This window comes from Paenibacillus sp. CR_12, assembly GCF_041953985.1.
Taxonomy (GTDB): domain Bacteria; phylum Bacillota; class Bacilli; order Paenibacillales; family Paenibacillaceae; genus Paenibacillus_AQ; species Paenibacillus_AQ lautus_A.
The window spans coordinates 1,040,925-1,057,159 of record NZ_JAVFHO010000002.1 but is presented as its reverse complement, the minus strand read 5'-3'; the positions used below and the strand labels follow the sequence as shown (position 1 = coordinate 1,057,159).

At 51.3% G+C, this 16,235-nt stretch carries 16 protein-coding genes and 1 pseudogene; 13 read left to right on the top strand and 4 right to left on the bottom strand.

Annotated elements, in window-relative coordinates:
* Both RB297_RS08485 and RB297_RS08480 read right to left on the bottom strand, forming a co-directional pair.
* Window positions 1-711: a DUF4956 domain-containing protein gene (locus RB297_RS08485; protein ID WP_015736180.1), complete on the bottom strand. Its 711-nt coding sequence runs from the start codon at window positions 709-711 to the stop codon at window positions 1-3.
* A 3-nt stretch (window positions 712-714) separates the two neighbouring features.
* Window positions 715-1,428, bottom strand: a complete 714-nt coding sequence (locus RB297_RS08480; protein ID WP_375120248.1) for a polyphosphate polymerase domain-containing protein — start codon at window positions 1,426-1,428, stop codon at window positions 715-717.
* Between the two features lie 266 nt (window positions 1,429-1,694).
* Between RB297_RS08480 and RB297_RS08475 the strand changes: the two genes are divergently transcribed.
* The 4 genes from RB297_RS08475 (at window position 1,695) to RB297_RS08460 (ending at window position 5,478) form a co-directional block, all read left to right on the top strand.
* Complete coding sequence (locus tag RB297_RS08475; RefSeq protein WP_375120247.1) at window positions 1,695-3,038, top strand: sensor histidine kinase; 1,344 nt, start codon at window positions 1,695-1,697, stop codon at window positions 3,036-3,038.
* Window positions 3,035-3,673 carry a response regulator transcription factor gene (locus tag RB297_RS08470; protein ID WP_096774400.1) on the top strand — a complete coding sequence of 213 codons (639 nt, stop codon included), beginning with the start codon at window positions 3,035-3,037 and terminating at the stop codon, window positions 3,671-3,673. Before RB297_RS08475 ends, RB297_RS08470 begins: the two co-directional genes overlap by 4 nt.
* A gap of 184 nt (window positions 3,674-3,857) precedes the next feature.
* Window positions 3,858-4,817: a DoxX-like family protein gene (locus RB297_RS08465; RefSeq protein WP_375120246.1), complete on the top strand. Its 960-nt coding sequence runs from the start codon at window positions 3,858-3,860 to the stop codon at window positions 4,815-4,817.
* The gene (locus tag RB297_RS08460; RefSeq protein WP_096774398.1) at window positions 4,801-5,478 is read left to right on the top strand and encodes a DUF4166 domain-containing protein; all 678 of its coding nucleotides are present in this window, start codon (window positions 4,801-4,803) and stop codon (window positions 5,476-5,478) included. The genes RB297_RS08465 and RB297_RS08460 overlap by 17 nt, the downstream gene beginning before the upstream one ends.
* Here the strand turns inward: RB297_RS08460 and RB297_RS08455 are convergent.
* Window positions 5,468-6,760, bottom strand: a complete 1,293-nt coding sequence (locus RB297_RS08455; RefSeq protein ID WP_192571364.1) for an MFS transporter — start codon at window positions 6,758-6,760, stop codon at window positions 5,468-5,470. The two genes, RB297_RS08460 and RB297_RS08455, sit on opposite strands and share 11 nt — an antisense overlap.
* A 157-nt stretch (window positions 6,761-6,917) precedes the next feature.
* Between RB297_RS08455 and RB297_RS08450 the strand changes: the two genes are divergently transcribed.
* The 9 genes and pseudogenes from RB297_RS08450 to RB297_RS08410 all read left to right on the top strand — a co-directional run bounded on the left by RB297_RS08450 (window position 6,918) and on the right by RB297_RS08410 (window position 15,132).
* Window positions 6,918-7,673, top strand: coding sequence for a DUF2087 domain-containing protein (locus RB297_RS08450; RefSeq protein ID WP_096774396.1), 756 nt, complete (start codon window positions 6,918-6,920; stop codon window positions 7,671-7,673).
* Between the two features lie 28 nt (window positions 7,674-7,701).
* Entirely contained in the window at window positions 7,702-8,055 is a 354-nt protein-coding gene (locus RB297_RS08445; RefSeq protein WP_096774395.1) for a GIY-YIG nuclease family protein, read from the top strand.
* 150 nt (window positions 8,056-8,205) lie between these two features.
* Window positions 8,206-9,054 carry a DegV family protein gene (locus tag RB297_RS08440; RefSeq protein WP_036661431.1) on the top strand — a complete coding sequence of 283 codons (849 nt, stop codon included), beginning with the start codon at window positions 8,206-8,208 and terminating at the stop codon, window positions 9,052-9,054.
* A gap of 127 nt (window positions 9,055-9,181) precedes the next feature.
* Window positions 9,182-9,337, top strand: coding sequence for a hypothetical protein (locus tag RB297_RS08435; RefSeq protein ID WP_176502421.1), 156 nt, complete (start codon window positions 9,182-9,184; stop codon window positions 9,335-9,337).
* A 160-nt stretch (window positions 9,338-9,497) separates the two neighbouring features.
* The gene (gene nagZ / locus RB297_RS08430; protein WP_375120245.1) at window positions 9,498-10,841 is read left to right on the top strand and encodes a beta-N-acetylhexosaminidase; all 1,344 of its coding nucleotides are present in this window, start codon (window positions 9,498-9,500) and stop codon (window positions 10,839-10,841) included.
* Between the two features lie 204 nt (window positions 10,842-11,045).
* Window positions 11,046-11,990, top strand: a pseudogene (rpoD, locus tag RB297_RS08425) (RNA polymerase sigma factor RpoD); the annotation flags it as partial.
* A 201-nt stretch (window positions 11,991-12,191) separates the two neighbouring features.
* Entirely contained in the window at window positions 12,192-13,214 is a 1,023-nt protein-coding gene (locus tag RB297_RS08420; protein ID WP_096774392.1) for a UDP-N-acetylmuramate dehydrogenase, read from the top strand.
* A gap of 126 nt (window positions 13,215-13,340) precedes the next feature.
* On the top strand, window positions 13,341-14,270 hold the full coding sequence (locus tag RB297_RS08415; RefSeq protein WP_009593146.1) for a manganese-dependent inorganic pyrophosphatase: 930 nt from the start codon (window positions 13,341-13,343) through the stop codon (window positions 14,268-14,270).
* 346 nt (window positions 14,271-14,616) lie between these two features.
* The gene (locus RB297_RS08410) at window positions 14,617-15,132 is read left to right on the top strand and encodes a hypothetical protein (protein WP_096774391.1); all 516 of its coding nucleotides are present in this window, start codon (window positions 14,617-14,619) and stop codon (window positions 15,130-15,132) included.
* A gap of 104 nt (window positions 15,133-15,236) precedes the next feature.
* On the opposite strand, the gene RB297_RS08405 is transcribed toward RB297_RS08410, so the two are convergent.
* A complete protein-coding gene (locus tag RB297_RS08405; RefSeq protein ID WP_096774390.1) occupies window positions 15,237-15,980 on the bottom strand; it encodes a hypothetical protein in 744 nt (247 codons plus the stop codon).
* Window positions 15,981-16,235: the final 255 nt, after the last annotated feature.

Below are 16,235 nucleotides of genomic sequence, written 5' to 3'. Positions count from 1 at the left end.
TTAGGATACATAATCGCCGCTGTAACTGATCAGAACCGCATGTTGAACGCCCTGCAGCTGGGACAGCTTGTTCACGAATTGGCCTTCGGCATCGCGCAGCCGTACTTCCAGCGTCAGCTCGATGCTGCCTGGCGTCACGGTTTTTTGCTTCAGGTTGTAACGCTTCACAGCCTGACCGACTTGTCCTTGAACGGCTTGCTCGGCCTGCTCGTTATCGCAATGGACGACCAGCAGGTAAGGGGTATCGACCGTCGCTTTCTTAATGAAGAAGAACAGGATAAGACCGACAACGACGGAGCCGATGGCAGCCAGCGTGTAGAATCCGGCTCCGGTTACGATCCCGGCAACCGCGGCCCAGAACAGGAAGATCAGATCGGTTGGGTCCTTGATGGGCGTACGGAAACGGACGATGGAGAGCGCGCCGACCATACCGAGCGAGAGCACGAGATTCGAATTGATGGCGATGATGACAACGGCCGTGATCATCGTCATCCCGATCAGCGACACGTTAAAGCTCTTGGAATACAGGACGCCGCTGAAGACCCTTTTATAGAGCAGATAAATAAACAGCCCGATAACAAAGGCAACGGCGAGCGTGATCAAAATTTTGGCGATGCTGATGTCGGATACGAAATTTTCCATGACGGATTTTTTGACGATATCCGAAAAATTGGTGGTGTTCGTATTGCTTGAAGTCGATGTGGTGTTCATGAACTATTGATCCTCCCATGTGTTATATTTCAGAAATTTACGGCACATTACATATTTGGAAGCCGATTGCCGGTTGAGGCCTTCCAACTGCAGCGCGATTTTGATGTAATCCGGAATGTACTCGTCGTATTTGACCTCGAGTATGATCAGATTCTCATCGATCGCCCGGATCGGCAGCAGGTTTCGATTGAACAGTTCCGTGGAGTGCAGGCCGGTTCTCAGCTCCTTGTCAAACGTAATCCGCACATTTCCGTTAGCGCAGACGTAAGGCTCGCGGACATAATCGACAATGACCTTGGGCCGCAGCAGCTTATGCTTCATCTCGTGGTACAGCTCCATCATCAAAGGCTTATCCGGCTGGTAGAGACAGTCGTATTGTCCGGCCATGATCTGATCTGTCATCTCCCTTGTGAGCGGCTCCTTCAGCTTGGCGATGTAATCCCGAAATTTGATTTTCTTCTCAAAATGGATCGTGTCGTCGGCTACGTTATAAATACGGATGCGGTATTTCACCCGATCCCGGACGCCCGCCAGCTTCTCGTATAGGGCTTTATTATTGATATCATCAAAGTACAAGCTTCGAATGTGATATTCCCCGGCGGGTCCGGCATGCTGATCGAAGGTCACCAGATTTTTCAATCGTTGGCTGATGATCCGATATTGGTGAAGATTCACGAAGAACTTCAGCTCGTTCCGGTATTTTAATGGGGTTGTCATGTTTCCACCTCGTTTCTCTCTGTCTTTCGTGTGCTTGTTTGCTTACGAGATCTATCCTATCAATCGTTCCTGATATCTTTCTTAAGCGCGGCTGAATGTAAACTGAATGTTTTCGCAATGTAAAATGAAGGTATTGAAGAAATAAACAATGTCATATATCAGTGATCTTTATTTCCTCGGCATGGGTAAGAAGGGAGGTCCCCCTGATGGCGCAATTATGGTAGGATGAAACTATATTCGGGAAGAGAATGGAACGATGCGTCTTGATGTATTATGTGTTCGCGCTTTGGACTGCAGCGGCCGTGCTGCTGTTCAATCAGCCTCGAAGCGAGGTGAACCGCTGGGCGGCTTTTTTCCTGTGGAGTGCAGGGATCGGGGGGTTGACGGACTGGCTAGCGCCTACCGGTTTTATTGCGACCGCCTACGGGCCGTGGATTCAATTCCTCAACCATACCCTGACACCTTACGGCGTGTTGATATTTTGCATGGTGTATACCGGCAGGCCCCGGCACCATAGGAGAAAACGTGATCTCAAAATAGGCCTGCTGCTGCCTGTGTTCGCGATGCTGGTCCAGGTGCTCCTTACGAAAGATTACCGGATTCATTACGGATGGCTGTTCGTATGGACCGGCCCGTATTATGTTGCTGCATGCGCTCTGCTCATTGGAGCCTTATCCTCTGAGAAGAACCCGCAGAAACGCAAAAGCATGTGGATTACCACCTGGATTATGGTGCCAACCTTGCTCGGTGTGATGCTGTTGATAAATGTAGGGAATGTCATCTGGCCCGGTTACGATTCATTCCGGTACGTATCCCTGTTTATTCTGTATTCGATGGGCGTTGCCGTCATCTGCACCTTTGTGTACGGCGTCCTGGGCGTCCGCCTGAAATTCGAGCGCGATCCGCTGGATCGCACGATGCAAGCGGTCAGCTCGGGTACAACGATGCTGAATCATACCATCAAGAACGAGGTCGGGAAAATCGCCATGAGCACCGATAACGTGAAGCGGCTGCTGTCGCCGGATAACGAAACGGCCCTGGAGCAGCTTGATGTCATCGCTAACGCTTCCAAGCATTTGTTAGCGATGACAGGGCGCATGCAGCAGCAGATGAAGGCGTTTAAGCTGGTGGAACAGCCTGTCCGCGCGGATCAGCTGCTTGCTGAACTGCAGCTTCGCGAACAGGAACGGCTGCGCAGCCATGGCATCGAGTTAAAGGTGCTGTGCACACAGCGTCCCTGGCTGCTTGCGGATGCCGTCCATTTGAAGGAAGCGATCAGCAATCTCATAAGCAATAGCGTCGAGGCGATGCCTGACGGAGGAGTGATCGCGTTGACGGTAACGGCCGACCGCAAGGGAGCCGCGATTTCCGTCAAGGATAACGGCATGGGCATTCCGGAAGAGCAGCAGCCGCTTGTGTTTGAACCGTTCTACAGCACCAAGGGCCACAGGAAGTCAAACTTCGGACTTGGCCTTACCTATGCGTACAACGTGATGAAGAAAAGCGGCGGCTCCGTGGGATTGGAGAGCCGCGAATCGGTCGGTACCGAGATCACGTTGTATTTTCCCCGCAGCAAAATCATTCGTTTATCCGGGAGGGAAGAGCCTTGAATCGAATACACGTCTTTCTGGTCGAGGACGATCCGGATTGGATTAAATCAATGACCGTTTTTCTGAATGCGCAGGAGGATATGATCGTGGTCGGCGCGGCCGAGTCCCCCGAACAAGCGATTGCGATGGCGGAAGTCCTGTCCTTCGATATCGTGCTTATGGATATTCAGCTGACGGCGGGCCGACTCGACGGCATCTACGCGGCTGCAGAAATCCATGAACGAAAGCCCGAGGCCAAGGTGATCATGCTGACCTCGCTGGATGACGAGTTGGTGATCATGCAATCCTATACGGCCGGAGCCGTCAATTACATTGAGAAATCGAATTTCGAGGAATTGCCGGCCGCAATCCGAAGCGCCGTACATCAACCGGGATCGATGGAGGTGTTGCTCAAGGAATTTGCCCGACTCAAGCGCGAAGAACAGCTGCGGAGCTTGACGCCGGCGGAACGTGAAGTGTTTGATCTGTTGGATGAGGGTTTCACCCATTCCCAAATGGAGAAGAAGCTGTTCAAAACCGAGAGCACGCTCAAGAATCAGATCAATAAAATTCTGAAAAAGCTCGGGGTGAGGAGCAGCAGGGAGGCCGTGGAGAAGGTCCGCCGAAAAGGGATCGTGAGAGAGAACGACAACTAGCTTCGGGACGGAAGACGGATCATATGGAAGAAATGGAAGAGGTACTACGAAACGTAGTACCTCTTCTTCGTTTGTTCTATAAAAGTGAGGTCTAACGGGGAATCCCCCTCAGCGGTAAAATGGCTTGTAAATAGAGGGGCCCGGCTGTCACCGAGAAGGGTTATCCATTAGGAGCTGAGTGCGCATGAAGAGAAATCCGATCTATGTTGAACTCGACATCAAGACGGATATGGAAACATTGTGGTCATTGACACAGAGACCCGAGCTGCATCAACAATGGGATTTGCGTTTTTCCGAGATTCATGATTTGCCGCAGGCTGATTCGGACGTCCAGCGGTTTTTATACAAAACCCGCATCGGATTCGGACTGGAAGTTACGGGAACGGGCGCTACGAAAACGGCCGTGCACCCGAGGACCGGGAACCGGATCTCGGTGCTGCGATTCGGCTCGGATCAGCGCATTTCCCTGGTTAAGGAGGGGAGCGGCTATTGGAAATACGCCGACAGCGGCAACGGCGTCATCCGTTTCTCGACCCAATACGATTACAGGACGCGGTTCGGCATGCCGGGGGCCTGGTTTGACCGCCTGCTGTTTCGGCCTTTATTCGGCGCAGCGACGGCTTGGAGCTTCGATGTGCTCCGATTATGGGCCGAGAAGGATATTCCGCCTACGGTCACGATCCAAAAGGCAATCATCCACGCTTTAAGCGTGTTTATGCTGGTTGTTCTATGGTGCTATGAAGGACTGGTTCCGAAGCTTCTGTTCCCGGAAGCGGGAGAGCTTGATCTGCTGAGGCAGTCGGGTTTGGCAGCCGGTCGGGAAGGGATGCTGCTGACCTTGCTCGGCATCACCGAGATCGGCGTCGGTTTATTGACATTGCTCTTTCACAAGAACCGGTTGTGGTACAGGCTGATCATGATCTTGCTTGCGATCTTGATGCTTGGAGCATGGATGACGGATGCCGAATTAATGAAAGCCCCGTTCAATCCGTTAACGCTTAGCGGATCGATGATTGGATTCTGCTTCATGGCTTCGCTGTCCGCATCGGACTTGCCAAGCGCTTACCGTCCGGTTCGAAGACAAAGAACTGTCCGTGGGCATACATCCGATAAAGGAGTGAATGAACATGACCTCGATCTATGAGCAGGCGCTTGGAAGCCAGTTTCACAAGCTTCATCCTAAAATCCAGGAGCGGTTCGGGTTCGACAGCAAGGATAACGTCGCTTCGATCGGCGAAGGCATCATGGAAGAAATCTGGTACGCTCGATGGGCAGCGCTGCCGCTGCATATAGGTACAATGCGGCATATCATGTTTCCTAACCGGGGGAAAGGGATCCCGTTTCGGATTGAGAACTACGCTTATCGGGATGACTGGGGAAGAGAAACGGTGACGTGGTGCCGAAGTTTTGATTTTCCTGGCATTCGAAGACGATTTGACGCCACGATGATTTATAGCGCACAGCGCAGCCGCGTCGTGGATTATTTGGGAAACAAACAGCACTTGGCAGTCGATCTTCGGATCGCTGCCGCGGAGCATGGCGGAATTCGCATTCGATCGGGGGAGCAGAGGTTTTATGAAGGACGGCTGCAGTTTCGATTTCCCCGGTGGCTCACCGGAACGGCCGATGTATGCGAATGGTATGATGACGAATATCAGTTATATCGAATATCCGTTGAGGTGGTCAACCCGATATTGGGGCCTGTCTTCCGGTATAAGGGAAGCTTTCAGGCCCGGACCGTTCCTGCAGGCGAACGGGATGTCCCGCCCCATGTCAAACCGCTGCGGGTCGAGGCTAGAGAGTAGCGGAAGCATCCGGGGAAAGACCGCTGCCCTTGCGTTCGCGGAACATTCGGTAATATAGGAACGAGGAAATGACGTACAGCGTTCCGGTAATGCAGAAGGTGATTGCGTATCCCCAGTAGCTGCCGTATGTGGTGACCAATTTCGACTGTACGGGCCCCATCGTCGCCCAGCCGAGCATAAAGGCGGTTTGCGTGACGGAATTGGCGATGCCTCTCCGGTGATCCGGTACGCGGTCAATCAGAATCGACGACTGTATCGGATTGGCCGCATTCATCAAGGCTTGACGGAACAGGAAGCCGACCGATGCGATGAGGAGGACATTCGTGAAGCCGGTTAACAACAGGAAGGGCAAGGATAGGACTTGAAAGAGAACCACGGCTTTGACGGCTCCTACCCGATTCACCAGCGAAGGGCCGATCAGCATGGATACAATCGTCATGACTTGTCCGAGCGATATCAGAATCCCAACCGCGGATAACGATACCGAGAAACGGTTGGTAAAATACAAATTCAAATAAGGAACGACCAGTCCGGACCCGAGGCCGATCAACAGCTGGGCAAGCGCGAACTGCCCGATGACTTTGAAATCTCCGATCCCGGAGGCGGTAACCGCTCCTCCAGGGCGCAGGGGTTGATCCGGGATGGGTGCATCCAGAGGCCGTGCATGCGCGTCGTTCTTGTCGGTCGTGAACAAGAGCGGGATAAATGCCGCAAAGGTTGCCAGACCGCCGATGAACAGGGCCGTTTTCAAGCTATCGACCTTGTTCAGGCCGAATGCCTGCAGGGCATCCGCCAGGAAGCCGCCTCCCATGCTGCCTAACACTTGAGAAGCAAGCACAAGCGAGGCATGGATGCTAAAGATGCGCATACGAGCCGATTTCGCCGTATTTTCCGCCAGAAACGGAATCGCCAGCACCTGAAAAAAGGATGCGAACAGTCCGGTGTATACCGCGAGACCAAGCAAGCTGAACTCACTCGCCAGAAAAGCTCGCGCAATCAGTCCGGTGCCGCTTAACAACGCGCCAAGGACCAGGATTCGCTTGCGGCTTCCGCGGTCGCCGATCAAGCCGATCGGGATAAACATCAATGCCGTGGCGAGGGATTGAATACTGACCACTGTTCCATTCATGGAGTCATTATAACCCAGGCCTTGTATGTACAAATTGTAGAGCACGCTGAACATGCCGGTACCGAACTGATACAGCACGTTAGCTAGAAAAAACAGCTTGATGTTGCGCGGCCAAGAACGCATTTCTTTTGCCGACTGTTGTATGAATCCCATGATGATACCCCCTAAATTTTACAGCAGCAACCTCTATTCTAGCAGGTTCCACGGGAGGGAGGAAGAAATATTATGTCGTCGTGGGGCTTGATTGACATGCTATAGACAAAGATATAAAATGTCTATGTAAATAACTTTGGGGGAAGTGGTGTGTGCGATGGACCTAAATGAACGCTTCTGGAATGCTTCCATAGATGAACTTAAACAAGGCTATATCGACGAAGGCCCCGTCTGGGTATGTCTCTTGTGCGGCAAGACGCTGGAGAAAGGGATCATCTACCCGGATGAGGATGTGCTGTACGAATCGGAACGATACATGACCGTTCATATCCGACGGGAGCATGGCTCCGTGTTTCAGTATCTGTCCGGCCTCGATAAGAAGCTGACCGGACTGACCGAGCATCAGAACCGGCTGCTGCAGCTCTTCTATCAAGGCATGAACGACAAGGAGGTCCAGCAGGAGCTCGGCATCGGCAGCGCGTCGACGATACGCAATCACCGGTTTGCCTTGAAAGAGAAGGAGAGGCAGTCCAAGGTGCTGCTGACCTTGATGGAGCTGTTGAAGGAAAAGGACAGCCATGCTCCGGCGTTCGTGGAGATCCCCAAGCAGGCCAAAATGATCGATGAACGCTACAATGTTACGGAAGAAGAGAGGCAATCGATCCTAGCCAAGGCGTTCCCCGAGGGGACCGATGGCCCGTTGAAGACTTTTAAGCTTAAAGAGAAGCAGAAGTACGTCGTGCTGCGCGAAATCGCCGCCCGTTTTAAACCCGATGTCTTGTATTCCGAGCAGGAAATCAACGATACGATCGGAAGAGACAATCCCGATTATGTGACCATTCGCCGATATTTGATCGAATATGGTTTTTTGGATCGCAAGGATGATGGAAGCCAGTACTGGCTAACGACATAGATGAAAGCAAGAAGGAGGCGTTAAGGCCATGAATCGCAGACAGGAACTGAATCAGATGTACAAGGAGATCAAGATTGAAGCCGGCGTGTATCAAATTCGGAACACGAAGAACGGTAAAATATTCGTCGCCGGAACGAACAATCTGAAAACCATGAACGGCAAGCGCTTCGAGCTGCAGATGGGGACAAGCTACAACAAGCCGCTTCAGCAGGATTGGAAAGAGTTTGGAGAGGATGCGTTTGTTTTTGAGATCCTGGAGAAGATTGAGCCGAAGGAAGATCCGTTCTTCGATTTGAAGGGTGCGGTCAGCAAGCGGGAAGCCTATTGGATCGAACGGCTGGAACCTTTTGGGGAAAAAGGGTATAACGTAGGCGGAAAATAAGGCTTTTGTGTGGCGAACCCAGGCGTAGGACGTGAAATCATCCCCCTTCCATTTGCAATGCGCCGCAAGGGTAAGATATGATGAAATGAGCGGCTTAAATCGCTTCCATTCCTATTTCTTACTACACGAAAGCGAGACGTGAACACGATCATGAGATCCATTGCATGGGTAACCGACAGCACGAGCACTATCGACCCTGAATTCGCCAAGAAGCATCATATTTACATTGTGCCTTTGAGGTTGATTCTGGGCCAAGAGGCCTACAGGGAAGGAATCGACATATCGGCAGAAGCCTTTTATGAACGGATGAAAGACGAGCCGAAAGTCAGCAGTTCCCAGCCTCCCATCGGAGAATTCATTGAGCTTTACGAAACCCTGAAAGTGAAGTATGACGATATTATTGCGATTCACTGTTCTTCGGAGCTCAGCGGAACTTTGAATTCTTCCCTGCAGGCGGCCGAGATTGCCGAGGTACCCGTGGTTGGCATCGACTCTCAAGCGGGAGCGTTTCCGGTGCGCGAAATGATTATGTCCGGCATTCACTGGCACAGCCAGGGGGATACCGTACAGGTGATAAAGGATAAAATTCAGACCATGGTGCACAACATGTCGTTCTATCTCATACCGGCAAGCCTGCATCGACTTCATATCAGCGGCCGGGTGTCCGGTACGCAGCTGCTGCTGAGCAATTTGCTCCGCATACATCTGCTGCTCCGTTTTGACGAAGGCAAAGTCATTGTGGAGGAGAAGATCCGGACGTTTAAGAAAGCCAAGCAGAAAATGATCGATATCATGAAAACAGACATACAGAAAATTAAGAAGGTGTGCATCATGCACGCGAACAACGTGGAAGAGGCCGAGGAGATCCAGAAGGAAATCAGCGGAGCTCATCCGTCGCTTAAGACCGAAATCATGACCTTTATCCCTGTTGCAGGCATACATGCAGGCGAAGGCACCATTGCCATGTCATGGATTAAACACCATCCTGCCTATTCTTAGTTATACTTCCGCCCCAGCCTGCAGATACTATTTGCAGGCTTTTGCTTTGCTTATCGATTCTATTCTGCCCTCCGTGGTTTTATTATGTAATAGTAGGGATGAACCCAAGGAAAGGATTGAGGCAGACATGAAGGTTATTATCACGCAAGCCGAGGCGATGCAAAAGAATATATGGGACGATATCATGCTGATGTTCGGAAGAACGGAAGAGGATGAAGTGTGGGAGACGGAGCAGTTTATATTGACGGAGGAGCAAGCCCGTCAGCTCGGATTGCTTAAATAGAGAAGGAAGGGCCGCCATCGCTGCGGCTCTTTTCTTCTTGTTTTGCAACGGGGGGCTTTCGTTGTGGATTGTTTTGGCCCTTAACGAAATCATGTTATGATGGAAGGACTCTGCGGGACAGAGGGCGAATACAGTAGTGTGAACATGAAGGAAGGTGACAATGTTGAAGCGAAGGACACCATGGATGAGCTTAACGATGCTGGTTGTCATCTTGCTGCTGGTTCTGGCAGGTTGCCAGGGCCGTTCGGAGACGGGGAATGCGGGCAATGATGGCCAAGGAACTTCGCCATCGGAGGTAGGACAGGACCAGAACCCGCCTTCTCAAGAGAATGACAACGAAACCGAGCCTCCGTCAGGCAGTACCGACAATGAAAGCGAGGACGGCAGCCTGCCTCCGAACGAAACCGAAGATGAGATCGCTGAGCTTATGAACGACATGACCGTCGAGGAGAAGATCGGCCAGCTGGTACTGGTCGGACTCGAAGGAACGGCCATCGATGAAACTTCGCGTAAATTGGTGAAGGATCACCATGTTGGCGGGTTTATCCTCTTCAATGACAATATAGAGAGCGTAGAGCAGTCGGTAAAGCTGCTCAATGATCTGAAGGAAGCCAATGCTGCCAATCCAGTGCCCTTGTGGCTGAGTATAGACGAGGAGGGCGGACGGGTTACGCGTTTTCCCGAGGAATATGTAAAGCTGCCGTCAAGCGGCAAAGTCGGAAGCAAGGGGGATCTAGCGCTCACGAAGCGCGTTGGCGGCCTTATCGCGCAGAAGGTTGCGGGACTCGGGCTCAATATGGTATTCGCCCCGGTGCTGGACATTCATAGCAACCCGAACAATCCGGTCATCGGCGATCGATCCTTTGGCACTACGGCGGAGACCGTTACCGAGCATGGAATTGCCTCCATGAAGGGGATACAGGAGAAGGGAGTCGTTCCCGTCGTGAAGCATTTTCCAGGACATGGCGACACTTCGGTCGATTCCCACCTCGGTTTGCCCGTGGTGGAGCATGACTTGAAGCGTCTGCATGAAATGGAGCTGGTTCCGTTTCAACAAGCGATTAATGAAGGGGCCGATGTGGTCATGGTTGCGCATCTGCTCATGAAGAGCATCGATCCGGATACGCCATCCTCGTATTCAAAGCCCGTGATCAACGATTTGTTACGGGAAGAGATGGGATTTAAAGGAGTTGTCATTACGGACGACATGACAATGGGTGCTATATCCGGCAGCACGGACGTAGGTGAGGCTTCCGTGAAATCCGTCGTCGCAGGAAGCAACATGGTACTGATCGGACATGAATATGCGCTGGAGGAAGCCGTCATCCAGGCATTGACCAAGGCTGTCCGGAGCGGCGTGATCCCGGAGGAGATGCTGAACGACCGTGTAAGGGCGACGCTTGAGCTAAAGCACAAATATGAGCTAAGCGATGATCCCGTGAAGGCTCCCGATATAAAGCCGTTAAATCAGCATACGAAAGCAGTACTAGATCAAATGAAGTAAACGTAACATATGTAATAGGAATATATAAAAACCCGATCTCAGATCTGAGATCGGGTACAACGGACTAGAATATATTAGAAGTTGATATAGTCTATAAAATATGCTAGAATGAAGGATAAATAACTATTGGTTTAATGTCATAATGATCTAATGCTAGATTAGCATGAAAATATGGGATTGTCAACAGGGGGGCATAGAATGGAGAACCGTCAGAGTGCGGATTTTGCATTGGAACGCGAGGTTACGGATACAGAGAAATCGGCTAATTCTCCAACAGAGGATTTTTCGGTTCACGACGATCTCTCGCTTCCGCCAGGCATCAAGATTAGCGATCCAGTTCGCATGTACCTGAAAGAAATCGGTCGTGTTCCCCTCCTCTCAGCCGATGAAGAAGTGGAACTGTCCAAACGTATAGAGGAGGGAGATGAGGAAGCGAAACGCCGTTTGGCCGAAGCGAATCTTCGTCTCGTTGTTAGTATAGCAAGACGCTATGCCGGTCGGGGAATGCAGTTCCTCGATCTGATCCAGGAAGGCAACATGGGCTTGATCAAAGCGGTGGAGAAATTCGACTACTCCAAGGGCTTTAAGTTCAGCACCTATGCCACTTGGTGGATTCGTCAGGCGATTACCCGCTCGATCGCCGACCAGGCCAGAACCATCCGGATTCCGGTGCATATGGTGGAAACGATCAATAAACTTGTGCGTGTCTCCAGACAGCTCCTTCAGGAGCTGGGCCGCGAACCGACGCCGGAAGAAATCGGCAAAGAGATGGACATCTCACCGGAGAAAGTGCGCGAGATCCAGAAGGTATCCCAGGAACCCGTGTCCCTGGAAACGCCTGTCGGAGAGGAAAGCGACTCCAACCTGGGCGATTTCATCGAGGATCAGGATGCGTTGGCACCCGCAGATGCGGCGGCTTTCGAGCTGCTGAAGGAACAGCTGGAGGAAGTGCTCGATACGCTTACCGAGCGTGAAGAGAACGTGCTTCGGCTTCGTTTTGGACTCGAGGACGGACGGACCCGCACGCTGGAAGAGGTGGGGCAGGTGTTCGGCGTAACGCGCGAACGCATCCGCCAGATCGAGGCGAAGGCGCTACGTAAATTGCGTCATCCGAGCCGCAGCAAGCGTCTCAAGGATTTCCTCGAATAAATCTTGGTAACGGATCATCTGATGATGAACGAATCCCTGGTTACGGTCTACGAGCCGTAATCCAGGGATTTTTTGCTATATGGCCAGGATTTCGCCCCAGATTGACACCATCCGAGTAGTTGCATCATAATGATGTAACATCCCCACATTTAGTAAGGGTTGTTGTGCCTAATGTGAAGAATAGGGAGTGACATGTCTACGATGACTTTACATACATCTGCTATTGACCGATTGTGCAAGCGCAATGTGGAGCTGTCTGCCTTTTCGACGTACGGGATCGGCGGCTCAGCCAATTATCTGGCCATGCCTGAAACGGCAGCCGACCTGGCGGATCTTCTGCAGGATTGCAAAAAACGCGGGCTGCCTTGGTACATTTTCGGAATGGGCTCCAACATCCTGTTCCCGGACGAACCGAAACACGATCTGGTCTTTATCTCGCTCAAAAACCTGGTGGAGCTGCAGGTTTCGGGAGACAAATGGTACGTTTCATCCGGAACGCCGATGTCCCTGCTTTCCTTGATGGGGTTAATGGGCGGAACCGATTTGCTCGACTTTACTTTTTTGCTGCCGGGCTGCGTAGGCGCCGGCATCTATATGAACGCCAAATATAATGCGCGCCAAATCTGCGATATCCTGGATACGGTATATTATATCGATACGATGGATCCGGGCCTGAAGGTGCAGTCCATTGCGGCGGGGGACTGTTTATTCGCATACAAGCAATCCATCTTCCAGCAGCATCCATGGATCATCGTAGGCGCCGATCTCAACATACCGGTCAGCTCGGAGGAGCAGATCCATTCGACTTCGGCGCTGCTCGCGGAGTGGAAGAGCCGCGGCAGCCATCCGTCCTCGCTGCCGTCCTTTTTCTCGTTCTTTCTGGGCGAGGTCCATGCTTTGGCCGGAAGGGGAATCGAGACGCCGCAGTCGATGCTCGACATCATCAAGTACCGGACGAGTAAGCGTCATTTCGACTATCCGTCCTGCGGTTCCGTATTCAAGAACAATTACGATTACGGGGTAGCCGTAGGCTCGCTCGTGGACCAGCTGAATATGAAGGGGACCGAATACGGAGGCGCCATCATTTCTCCGCACCACGGCAACATGATTCTGAACCAGAAGCATGCAAAGGCAACGGACATTCTGTACTTGATGAATCTGATTTCGGAGTCGATCAACAACCAATTCGGGTTCGTTCCGGAACCGGAGATTGTATTGGTATAAACGCTCTCTGAAAATAATCTCTGTAAAGGAATTGGAATAAGTAGAATTTAACGCTATAATCAGATAGGTGATCATCTGTTTATTGGTATAAACGATGAAATTCATGTTGCGAGAGGGGCATTAAATATGGCTAAAACTTTAATTTTTGGACACAAAAATCCGGATACGGACACCATCTGCTCTGCTATTGCATATGCTGACTTGAAGAACCAGCTTGGTCTTTCGGCCGAGCCCGTGCGTCTTGGCGACGTTAACGGCGAAACGCAGTACGCGCTCGATTTCTTCAAAGTAGAGGCGCCTCGCCTCGTTGAGACGGTTGCAAACGAAGCGCAGGACGTTATTCTCGTGGACCATAACGAGCGTCAGCAAAGCGCCAGCGACATTGATCAGGTTCGCGTAATCGAGGTTATCGATCATCACCGCATCGCTAATTTTGAGACAAGCCATCCGCTGTACTACCGTGCGGAGCCTGTCGGCTGCACTGCTACCATCCTGAACAAGATTTATAAGGAGAAGGGCGTAGCCGTTCGCAAAGAAATTGCCGGCTTGATGCTGTCGGCGATCATCTCGGACTCCCTCTTGTTCAAATCTCCAACCTGCACGGACGAAGATGTGGCTGCTGCTCGCGAGCTGGCTGAAATCGCCGGCGTGGATGCCGACAGTTATGGTTTGGACATGCTCAAGGCAGGTGCCGATCTGAGCGACAAAACCATCGCTCAATTGATCTCCCTCGATGCCAAGGAATTCCAAATGGGCGGTGCCAAAGTCGAAATCGCCCAGGTCAACGCGGTGGATACGAATGATGTATTGTCCCGCCAAGCAGAACTCGAGGATGCGATTCAATCGATTATTACGGACAAAAACCTGGACTTGTTTGTCTTCGTGGTGACGGACATCCTGAACAACGATTCCATCGCGCTGGCGCTCGGTAAAGAGTCCAAAGCCGTGGAGAGAGCGTACAATGTATCTCTGTCGGAGAACAAGGCGCTTCTTAAAGGCGTGGTTTCCCGTAAATCGCAGATCGTTCCGGTTCTGACCGAAGCATTCAATCAATAATAGCTGGTTATAGGAACAAGCCTGACCATCGACTGAGGAATCAGCGGGGCGGGCTTGTTTTTGTTTTGCTGTTTTCTCGCATTCTGCATCATGCAGGACCGCTCCAATCGATATGAAGCGCTTTCGAAAATTGAAATATTGTAATGAATTTACATCGAAATGACATCCTTTTTACGGCGGCGATTCGTATAATGAAGGAAAGAAATAGGAACGACAAGTACATAACTTGTTTCAAATCCCAAGAATTGGGTTAATGACCATTAATGTTTGTTGAGTCGGATTCCGAGGCAGAAAGTAGTATAAATCTGATCTTTCAATAGAAGTATGAAGAGGGAGCGATGAGAAGATGAAGAAGTCGGCTTGGAAATTGGGAGCAATGATGCTGCTTGTCCTGATCATGATGACAACCGTCGGTGTAGCCTCAGGCAACAATTATGAGCCGGTTCCGAAAGCTTCGAATCAGGAAGCTGCCTACATAAACGGACTGGAGATCAAAGACGGCAAGGTCTTTCTTCTAGTAGATCCTATCGAGTGGTATGAGGGAGAGGAAGCGAATCAGGTGTTCCGCGAACGGGAGCAGGACCCTGAGATGACCGAGGCCCCCGACGGCTATTATATCGTGAACGATACGGAAGAGCATATCGAACTTCCGGTAGCGGACGATGCAGAAGTGCTGCTCCAGCTGTACGACCATACCGGACGCTATGAGGATGCCCAGATTTCCTGGAATCAGCCGGTGAGCCTGAGCAAATTCGCGGACATTTACAAAAAGGATGATATCGTGGATATGAAATGGTTTCCGTTTCATATCACCGTTGAAGACGGCGTCGTCGTGAAGATCATCCAACAGTATGTGCCTTAATTTATCATGAAAATAGAGAAGCGAACTGATGAAGAGCCGCTCCATTTCGGTTAATCCTACCGAGGGGCGGCTCTTAAGTTTGTTTGTAAGCCTAACGGCAAGCGTTAACCGGCATCTTTGCTGTAGTGCTGGTGTTTCATCGGTTTGATTTTACCGTTGACCACGTCGCTGACGAAGGGGGCTATCTTGGATTTCCGTTCTTCGTATTCTTCCTTCGTCACCTTGCCCTCGGACAGCTTCCGATCCAGGCGCTTTGTGAGTGCCTGGACTTGCTGATCAATGACGGACTGGACGGGTACGCCTTGCTCCTTCGCGATCTGGGCCAGCGATTTTCCGGATTGCAGCGATGCTTTGAGTTGGTCCGGCGTTGTCTTCAGCAGCTTGGCCAGCTCGTCGCTATCCGAGATCAGCCGGCCGTGCCGCTGATGCATCCGCTGCTTGTGCCATCCGCCCTTGGCGTCAAGCAGCTTATCCGCCGCTGCGGAGTAATCGATGGATTTGCCCAGCTGCTTTGGATGCGAAGCGATTTTCTCCTTCAGCAGCTCCATGATCTTGGCTTTCATGGCATCCCGCGATACGCCTTGCTCTTTGGCTATTTCCGCGAGGGTCGAGGTTTTGAGTTTATCCCGGAGAACTTGCGGCTCCAGCTTCAGAAACTCGGAGATGGCCTTGAACATATGGCCGGGTTTATGTTGCCCGCGTTCGTCCTTGGACGAAGGAACAGCCGGTGATTCCGATTGCTGTCCGATCGGTTCCGCCGAAACCGAGACGGGAAGATAAGCGAGGCCCATGACTAAAGCGATGGCGAGCAGCACCAACCGCTTCACTGACTTCATGTGGGTTGTCATTGTTGTTTACCGCCTTTCATGTTGTTGGTCTTACAGTCCATCATTCTTTCCCGCTAAACTGAACTCATCCTTAAAATAACCTTAAAATAGGATGAAAATACATAAATTTCATGCGAATGGTGAAAAGTGGCCATTCTATGAAACTATCGACTCTTCTCTGCTAATATGCTATCATGGAGTCTTGATAACGTATTAAAGTGAAAAAGCAGTTATGCATAGGACGAGGATTGATGCAGATCCCAGAATATGACTGCG

Bases quoted from the DNA above. Each gene is read 5' to 3' on its own strand.
- RB297_RS08460 (WP_096774398.1), top strand. From the start codon at position 4,801: ATGACCTCGATCTATGAGCAGGCGCTTGGAAGCCAGTTTCACAAGCTT.
- RB297_RS08405 (WP_096774390.1), bottom strand. From the start codon at position 15,980: ATGACAACCCACATGAAGTCAGTGAAGCGGTTGGTGCTGCTCGCCATC.
- RB297_RS08445 (WP_096774395.1), top strand. From the start codon at position 7,702: ATGAATCGCAGACAGGAACTGAATCAGATGTACAAGGAGATCAAGATT.
- RB297_RS08410 (WP_096774391.1), top strand. From the start codon at position 14,617: ATGAAGAAGTCGGCTTGGAAATTGGGAGCAATGATGCTGCTTGTCCTG.
- RB297_RS08485 (WP_015736180.1), bottom strand. From the start codon at position 711: ATGAACACCACATCGACTTCAAGCAATACGAACACCACCAATTTTTCG.
- nagZ (WP_375120245.1), top strand. From the start codon at position 9,498: ATGTTGAAGCGAAGGACACCATGGATGAGCTTAACGATGCTGGTTGTC.
- RB297_RS08415 (WP_009593146.1), top strand. From the start codon at position 13,341: ATGGCTAAAACTTTAATTTTTGGACACAAAAATCCGGATACGGACACC.
- RB297_RS08475 (WP_375120247.1), top strand. From the start codon at position 1,695: ATGTATTATGTGTTCGCGCTTTGGACTGCAGCGGCCGTGCTGCTGTTC.
- RB297_RS08455 (WP_192571364.1), bottom strand. From the start codon at position 6,760: ATGGGATTCATACAACAGTCGGCAAAAGAAATGCGTTCTTGGCCGCGC.
- RB297_RS08465 (WP_375120246.1), top strand. From the start codon at position 3,858: ATGAAGAGAAATCCGATCTATGTTGAACTCGACATCAAGACGGATATG.
- RB297_RS08440 (WP_036661431.1), top strand. From the start codon at position 8,206: ATGAGATCCATTGCATGGGTAACCGACAGCACGAGCACTATCGACCCT.
- RB297_RS08480 (WP_375120248.1), bottom strand. From the start codon at position 1,428: ATGACAACCCCATTAAAATACCGGAACGAGCTGAAGTTCTTCGTGAAT.
- RB297_RS08450 (WP_096774396.1), top strand. From the start codon at position 6,918: ATGGACCTAAATGAACGCTTCTGGAATGCTTCCATAGATGAACTTAAA.
- RB297_RS08420 (WP_096774392.1), top strand. From the start codon at position 12,192: ATGACTTTACATACATCTGCTATTGACCGATTGTGCAAGCGCAATGTG.
- RB297_RS08435 (WP_176502421.1), top strand. From the start codon at position 9,182: ATGAAGGTTATTATCACGCAAGCCGAGGCGATGCAAAAGAATATATGG.